This is a genomic window from Profundicola chukchiensis, from assembly GCF_029664245.1.
Lineage (GTDB): Bacteria > Bacteroidota > Bacteroidia > Flavobacteriales > Weeksellaceae > Profundicola > Profundicola chukchiensis.
Genome location: NZ_JANAIE010000027.1, coordinates 1 through 312 on the forward strand (window position 1 = coordinate 1; position 312 = coordinate 312).

1 protein-coding gene is annotated in these 312 nt (G+C 36.9%); it reads left to right on the plus strand.

Features of this window, described 5'->3' with window-relative positions; all coding sequences use genetic code 11:
• The coding region (locus NLM59_RS11550) for a hypothetical protein (protein ID WP_304417933.1) at positions 1–312 on the plus strand (312 nt) is incomplete at both ends.

Genomic DNA, 312 nt, shown 5'->3' on the forward strand with positions numbered 1-312 from the left:
CAGTTGACACTGTGTTTACATACACAGATAGTTCAGTGTGTGATGTTACAGAGCTTCCAGAAGTTTCAACTTTAGACTCTCAAGACAACAATGGAGTTGTCGGAACTTGGTCAGTTAGTGAAGTAGATGATGTTTATACCTATATATTCACACCAGCAGATAATTGTTACAATGAGTTTAACTTCTCCGTAACTGTTAGTGATTCAGTTGACACCGTATTTAATTATGTAGATAGTTCTGTATGCGATGCTGCAGAACTTCCAGCAGTTACTAATTTAAACACTCAAGACAATAACGGTGTTGATGGAACAT